Raw genomic sequence first — 6,852 nt, forward strand, 5'->3', positions numbered from 1 at the left:
GGCCCGCACGATGACCCAGCTCGAATCGTTGCTCGGTGCCGCAGCCGCTAGTGGCCTGCCATTCCGTGGTTGGAAGCGAAGGACACACCTTCAAGGAACGCTTTAGCTGCTTCCGTTCGGGGATACGCCTCTAGTAGCCGCCAGAACATGCGGTTGTGGGAGGGCTCAATGAGGTGGGCCATCTCGTGCAGGATGACGTAGTCAACCACCCAGGTGGGCATACCCTGCAGCTTGTGGGAGAGGCGGATGGTCTTGCGGGCCGGTGTGGCCGATGCCCACCGGGAATTCTGGTTCGTCACCCATCCGATGCTCACCGGTTGGCCGCGCCCGGCCAGATAGGCTTCCGACAGTGCCCCGGCGCGCTGCAGGAGCTCTTCCCCCGGGTTGGTCTGGTCCGCGCCGTCCAGCGCCGGGGTTAGCGACTGCTGTTTGGACAGGAGTTTGGTGACCATGCGGTGCACCCAGTCTTTTTCCTGGGCCGCGGTGAAGTGGGCTGGGATGGAAACGATCACGACGCCGTCGCGCAGGTCAGCGCTGACGGTCCGCCTGCGCTTCGCGGACCGTCTGACTTCGACGGGCGGATCCTTGACAGTCATGGGTTGCTCTCACTCACTTTCCGCGATGATCAACAGCACCGATTCCCCGTACTTCTCGAGTTTGGCCGGACCAATCCCGGCCAGCGCCCCCAGTTGCTCGATCGTTGTTGGCCGTGCCTCGGCAATAGCGACCAGGGTGGCGTCGGTGAACACAACGAACGCGGGCACGTCATTTTCGCGAGCCTGGTCCAACCGCCAGGCCCGCAACGCCTCAAAGGTGGCTTCCTGGTACGTCGCCGGGCAGTCACCACATCGTCCGATCTTTCGTTCGGAGCCGGACCCAAGCACCTTCCCACACACCCTGCAGGTCGACGGAGCCGACACCTTGCGGCTTTGCTTGACCTTGGGCGTCCGGAAGGCCCGATCACCGGAAACGCCTGGGCGAAGCCCGTCGAGGAACCTGGTCGGTTTCCGGCTGGCCCGCCCTCCCGGGGTGCGAGCGGTGGACCAGGAGAGCGCCAGGTGTTCCCTCGCCCGGGTGATGCCCACGTAGAGGAGTCTGCGCTCCTCGTCGACAGCCTCCGGCGTGTCAGCGAAGGAGATCGGCATCAGACCCTCGCTGAGGCCGACCAGGAACACAGCATCCCATTCCAGGCCCTTCGCCGCGTGGAGCGACGCGAGGGTGACGCCCTGTACCGTCGGTGCGTGCTGGGCGGCGGCCCGTTCCTCGAGCTCCGCCACGAAATCCTGAAGGGTGAATCCGTCAGCAGCCCGGGCCGCGCTGAGTTCGTCAGCCAAAGCGACCAGCGCGGCGAGCGACTCCCACTTCTCCCGGACCGCTCCCGAGCTCGCCGGCGCCACCGAGGTGTACCCCAGGCTCGCGAGGATGTCCCGCACCAGTTGCGGGACATCGTCTGTTCCTGCGGTTCTGGCGCCGGCACGCAACTGCAGCAGCGAATCTCTGACTTCCCGGCGCGCGAAAAAACGCTCACCGCCGCGAAGCTGATAGCCAATACCGGCGCTGGCGAGCGCCTGTTCATAGGCCGCAGACTGGCCGTTCGTGCGGTAGAGGATCGCGATCTCACTCGCCAGCACCCCACCATCCATGAGCGCCTTGATCCGTCTGGCCGCTTCGGCGGCTTCCGCTTCATCGTCGCTGCACTCGGTAAACGAGGGTTCCGGCCCGGCGTCGCGCTGGGCAATAAGCTCCAGCGGGGTAGACCAACTCGAGGAGCCTGCCTGACGGCCGGTTTCTGCGGTTCGCGCGGCCAACAGGTTGTTGGCTAGTTTGACCACCTGCGGCGTCGACCGGTAGTCGCGAACCAACCGCACCACCTGTGCACCCTCATACCGACCGGTGAAATCAAGCAAATGCCGCGAGGTTGCCCCGGTGAATGAGTAAATGGTCTGACTGGCATCACCCACCACGCATAATTCGCGGCGGTCACCGAGCCACAAATCCAGCAACCGCTGCTGCAGTGGGGAAACGTCCTGGTACTCGTCCACCACGAAATGCCGGTACTGGGCGCGCACGGTGGCCGCCACCTTCTCATCCTCCTGCAGGATCCCCACAGTAATCAGCAGCACATCCTCGAAGTCAATGACGTTGCGGTCGAGCTTCAGGTCCTCGTAGCCAGCAAAGATACGGGCGACTGTTGTGTGGTCCATGCCTGCGGGCTCCACCCGACCAACGGCCGCGGCTGTATACCGCTCGGGGGTAAGCATGGACACCTTGGCCCATTCGATCTCCGCAGCAACATCCCTGATCGCGGCCCGGTCCGTCGATAACCGGAGCCGCCTCGACGCTTCTGCGATGAGCTGCGCCTTGTGGTCCACCAGAGCAGGCAGGGGGCCACCAACTGCCTGTGGCCAGAAGTATTGCAGCTGCCGCAGGGCGGCGGCGTGGAACGTCCGCGCCTGCACTCCCGAGGCGGACAGGTCGCGGAGCCTGGTCCGCATCTCCGCGGCGGCCCGAGCCGTAAAGGTCACCGCCAGCACCTGTTGTGGTTTGTAGACACCGGTGTGGACACCATAGGCAATCCGGTGGGTGATGGCCCTGGTTTTACCCGTTCCCGCGCCGGCGAGAACGCAGAGCGGCCCGGTCAGCGAGGAGGCGACTGTCCGCTGTTCATCATCGAGGCCGGCGAGGATCCTCTCTTCGAGAGTTGTCTCCATACCTAGAGCCGGACCCCCTCGACTGCCAGGTCCAGCGAGCCGCCGTACCAGTGTTCAATCAGCGCCCGCGAGACTGAAGCTCCAGTGGGGATAGTGATCTCGCCGCTTCGAACTGCCTCAAGCAGCCCCGTCCGCGTGAACCATCGGAGGTCCACGATCTCCGCACCATCCGGCACCTGGTTGGTGTTCACGGCAGTGGCGATAAACCCCACCATCAAGGAGGCGGGGAAGGGCCACGGCTGCGAGCCCAGGTACAGGGGTGAGTGGACCTCGATACCTGATTCTTCCGCCACCTCGCGGATAACAGCGGCTTCCAGCGACTCTCCCGGTTCGACGAAACCCGCCAGGGTGGAAAACCGTCCCTCGGGCCAGGCGGCCGCCGATCCCAGGAGCAGCCGATCGGCGTCGTCCACCACTGCGACGATGATGGCCGGGTCGGTCCTGGGGTAGTGGCTCGACTCATCGGCTGGACAGCGCCGCACCCAGCCACCTTCAACAACCTCTGTCAACGCCCCACAACGGGGGCAGTGGGTGTGCTTCGCATGCCAGTTCGCAATCGACGCGGCCTGAACGAAGATGCCCGCGTCCCTGCCGGAGAGAGCCAGCGCCACCTCTCGGAGGCCCAGCCAGCTCGTGCCGTCAAAAATTTCGTTGTCCGTGGATTCCAGCACTGCGAGCAGAATGTGGGTACCGGTCGGAATGCCGTCGTGATCGGGATCGTCGGCGAGGGTTCGCCCCAGGTAGACCAAGGTTTCCGGACGGCTAACGGTAGCCGAATCCACGAACAGGAGGTTCCCGTCAACAACTGGGGATTTCCCCTGGGCGATGAACATCACACGCGTGGTGGGAGCACCCCACAGCTCATCGAGCAGCAAGGGACTTGAACGCAGCGCCCCTCCACGGTCCAGCGCCACCCGCGCCAGCGGTAGCGCTCCGAAGGACGGAAGGGTGGGAATCCGGAGGGTTTCGCTCATGGTTCTACGGTACGTTCTCGGTCCCCCAAAACACATTTCAGTACCACTTTTGCTGACCGCGGTGGCAGCTTCTGACGACTCGCCGACCGGCAACGGCTCTTTCTGGGAAGGACAGCCCTACCGTTGAGGATGTGAAACGGACACCCATGGAACTCGCGGCGATTGCCAGCGCCGCCGTACCCGGGCTTACCCCTACCGGGGTGGCAGGCATCCCCGACGATGCCGCGGATTTCGAGTCGGCGCTGCTAGTCGACGACTCCGGGAAACAGTGGCGGGTACGGTCCCCTAAACACCCCGACGCGTCAATGAGGCTCGAGACTGAACTGCAGGCGTTGAAGGCATTCACACCCGCGATCAGGGCGGAGCTGCCGTTCCTGGTCCCCCACATCGCGGGGACACTGCGGCAGGGCGAACTGTGTACCTTCGTGTACGCGCATCTCGAAGGTTCCGTCCGCGAGCTGGACGACCTGGCCAGTGGGGGGAATGAGCTGGTCAAGGAACTCGGACGGATGCTCGCCGCGATCCACGATCTGCCTCCGCTGCTGGTTCATAACGCCGATCTGCCCAGCTACGAGGCAAACGAGTTCCGGCAACGGAAGCTGAACGAGCTGGACCAGGCCGCCACCACGGGCAGAATACCTGCGCATCTACTGCGACGGTGGGAACACGCGCTCGAGGATGTCACGCTCTGGCGGTTCCACGCGACAGTGGTCCACGGGGACCTTCACGAAGACAATCTGCTGATCTCGGCCGGTCGTGTCAGCGCGGTAACCGGTTGGACCGACCTGCGAGTGGGCGATCCAGCCGACGACTTTGCCTGGCTGCTGGCAGCCAGCAACCCGGGATTCGCCGACGCCGTCCACAACGCCTACGTCGCGGCTCGTGGCGAAGCCGCTGACCCGCACCTGATGCGGCGTGCCGCTCTCGCCGCAGAATTCGCCTTGGCGCAGTGGTTGGTGCGGGGCGTGGCGATGAACAATTCCGAGATGATCGCCGAGGCCGAGGACATGATGTCAACCCTTGACCGGGACCTGCAGGCCGAGGAAGCCGCTGCCGCCGCCTACCGGGCACAGCAGTCACAGCACCAGCCCGACACCACGATCGCCGACACTAACGGTGCCGACACTGACAGTGCCGACAACAACGGTCTGGACAACAACGGTGCCGACGGCGAGGTCGCGGAACCCGCCCTACCGATCGACGACCATTCGGTGGCTGGGGAAACTATTGAGGACGACGGCGGCGACACTTCGGGCTTCGACGACGGCGATCCCGGCACTGGCACTGGTGCCGAGTCGCCGGATACTGATCGCGACGCGGGCAACGAGTCGGCCAACACCACCGAGAATCCTCGCCCGTTTTCAGTCTCACCGGTTCCGGCCGACGACACTGAAACGTCGTCGCTGCCGATCATCAAGTCCAGCTGATCTTCCGCGGCAGTCGGCAGTAAGCGCTGGCAACCTAGTCCTGGTGCAGGGACGTCGCCCTGATAATGATGTCTTCGAGTCCTGCCTCGCTAGCCAGATCATGTGGTCGAATCACCGTATCGGTGCTGGCGTAATAAAACGCCGCTTGAACCGACTCCAGCGGAACTCCCTTCAACCGCGCCCAAGCCAACCGGTAGACAGCGAGTTGCACCGACCGCACCGTTAGTTTCTCCCGCGATGGCGGGATGCCAGTCTTCCAGTCGACCAGTTCCCACGTTCCGTCGTCGTGCCGGAAGACCGCGTCGATACGTCCCCTGACCACGAGCGGACCCACCTTCGTTTCGATGGGGACCTCAAGTTCCACCGGCAGGCGGTGGGCCCATGCTGACTGCCTGAAGGTAGCGATCATACTGTCGAGGTCCAGGGCATCGTCGATATGGGAATCGGCACCCGGGGTTTCACCGAGGTCCAGCATGCCGCTGGTCCCGTAGTACTCCTCAATCCAGGTGTGGAAGGCTGTGCCACGCCGGGCTGCCATTCCGGGACGCCGCGGCACCGGCCGCCGAAGTTGACGGGCCACCGCAGCAGGATCATCGGATAACTCCACCAGGAGGGACGCAGAGATGTGCGCCGGGAGTTCGACTTCTGAACTGCCGGTTGCCCGGGAATGCCGGGCCAGAGCCAGTCGTGTCTCCTCGGACCACCGCCCGCCAGCGCCAGCCGGCCCCGTTCCCGCGTTGGTGTCCGACGAATCGGATGCCGCGGCTGCCGCTGTCAGGACCGCAGCCGCTGCGGTCTCCATTTCCGGACGACGCGTGTTGAGCGGGTCTGTTGGCCAGGCGGCACGGGTTTCCGCTGCGTTGGCCGGGTTGTTGTCTCCTTCCTCCTCCTGGGTCAGCCATTGCAGCACAGCGAAGCCTGGCTGGTGGTGTTCGGCCAGGTCGAGCAGCTCAGTGAGGTAGGTGGACACCGGGGTGGGTTTGGTCCGGCCGCCACCCCAGGCCGAAGACGTGCAGACCAACACGTGTTTGGCCCGGGTGAACGCGACGTAGGCAAGCCGGCGTTCCTCCCGCTCGGCGTGGTAGCGTGCCTCCGCGGTGAACTCCTTCTCGCTGGCAATCCACGAAACCTGATCCTCCTGGTCCCAGTCCCAGTGCGGCAGTTCTCCCGCGTCTCCCCTGAGATTCCATGGAATAGCCGAGTCACCGCTGCTCCAGCGCGAGTCGGATCCGCTGGGGAAAGCACCCTCGTTGAGCCCCGGGACAATGACGATGTCCCATTCCAGTCCTTTCGCGGCGTGCACGGTGAGGAGCTGCACAGCATCCCGGTTGGTCTCGAGTGCGGTGACCGGCAACCCATCCTCTTCGGCATCTGCTGCCTCAAGCCAGGCCAGGAACGCGGCCAGGTCCACGCGTTCCGCCGTCGAGCTGAATCCGGCGACGGCGTCCACGAAAGCGTCAAGGTTGCGCCGTGCCTCATGGATCCCCACCCGCGGTTTGGCTGCCACCTCGATGTCGAGCAGGATGCGACGTTCCACTTCGTTGATCAGGGTGGTGAGATCGTCCCCGACGAAGTCCCTGAGCACCCGCAATTCGTCGCGGAGACGAATGAGCCGGATTCGTCCTTCACCTGTGAATCGCAGCGGTAAGTGGCGTTGTTTGCGCGGAATTCAGTGGCCGATGAGGAGTGCTTCGCGGGCGGCGTCGACAACCTCGGGGGTGAGTGTGTCGAGGTTGTTGA

The 6,852-nt window shown here is 64.4% G+C and carries 5 protein-coding genes; 1 reads left to right on the forward strand and 4 read right to left on the reverse strand.

Annotated elements, in window-relative coordinates:
- Positions 1 to 47: 47 nt before the first annotated feature.
- Genes ACX80T_RS12370 through nudC form a run of 3 tightly spaced genes read right to left on the reverse strand, consistent with a single transcriptional unit; the run spans position 48 to position 3,685 of the window.
- The gene (locus tag ACX80T_RS12370) at positions 48 to 596 is read right to left on the reverse strand and encodes a M48 family metallopeptidase (RefSeq protein WP_116778701.1); all 549 of its coding nucleotides are present in this window, start codon (positions 594 to 596) and stop codon (positions 48 to 50) included.
- 9 nt (positions 597 to 605) lie between these two features.
- Positions 606 to 2,711 (reverse strand): ATP-dependent DNA helicase UvrD2, encoded by a 2,106-nt coding sequence (locus tag ACX80T_RS12375; RefSeq protein WP_459304578.1) that lies wholly within the window; start codon positions 2,709 to 2,711, stop codon positions 606 to 608.
- Between the two features lie 2 nt (positions 2,712 to 2,713).
- Positions 2,714 to 3,685: an NAD(+) diphosphatase gene (gene nudC / locus ACX80T_RS12380; protein ID WP_459304579.1), complete on the reverse strand. Its 972-nt coding sequence runs from the start codon at positions 3,683 to 3,685 to the stop codon at positions 2,714 to 2,716.
- 131 nt (positions 3,686 to 3,816) lie between these two features.
- Here nudC and ACX80T_RS12385 point away from each other — a divergent pair, with 131 nt between their 5' ends.
- Complete coding sequence (locus ACX80T_RS12385; protein ID WP_459304580.1) at positions 3,817 to 5,112, forward strand: macrolide 2'-phosphotransferase; 1,296 nt, start codon at positions 3,817 to 3,819, stop codon at positions 5,110 to 5,112.
- 34 nt (positions 5,113 to 5,146) lie between these two features.
- Here the strand turns inward: ACX80T_RS12385 and ACX80T_RS12390 are convergent, their stop codons facing one another.
- On the reverse strand, positions 5,147 to 6,697 hold the full coding sequence (locus ACX80T_RS12390; protein WP_459304581.1) for a 3'-5' exonuclease: 1,551 nt from the start codon (positions 6,695 to 6,697) through the stop codon (positions 5,147 to 5,149).
- Between the last annotated feature and the right edge of the window lie 155 nt (positions 6,698 to 6,852).

This window comes from Arthrobacter sp. Sr33 (assembly GCF_054511195.1).

Bases quoted from the DNA above. Each gene is read 5' to 3' on its own strand.
- nudC (WP_459304579.1), bottom strand. From the start codon at position 3,685: ATGAGCGAAACCCTCCGGATTCCCACCCTTCCGTCCTTCGGAGCGCTA.
- ACX80T_RS12375 (WP_459304578.1), bottom strand. From the start codon at position 2,711: ATGGAGACAACTCTCGAAGAGAGGATCCTCGCCGGCCTCGATGATGAA.
- ACX80T_RS12370 (WP_116778701.1), bottom strand. From the start codon at position 596: ATGACTGTCAAGGATCCGCCCGTCGAAGTCAGACGGTCCGCGAAGCGC.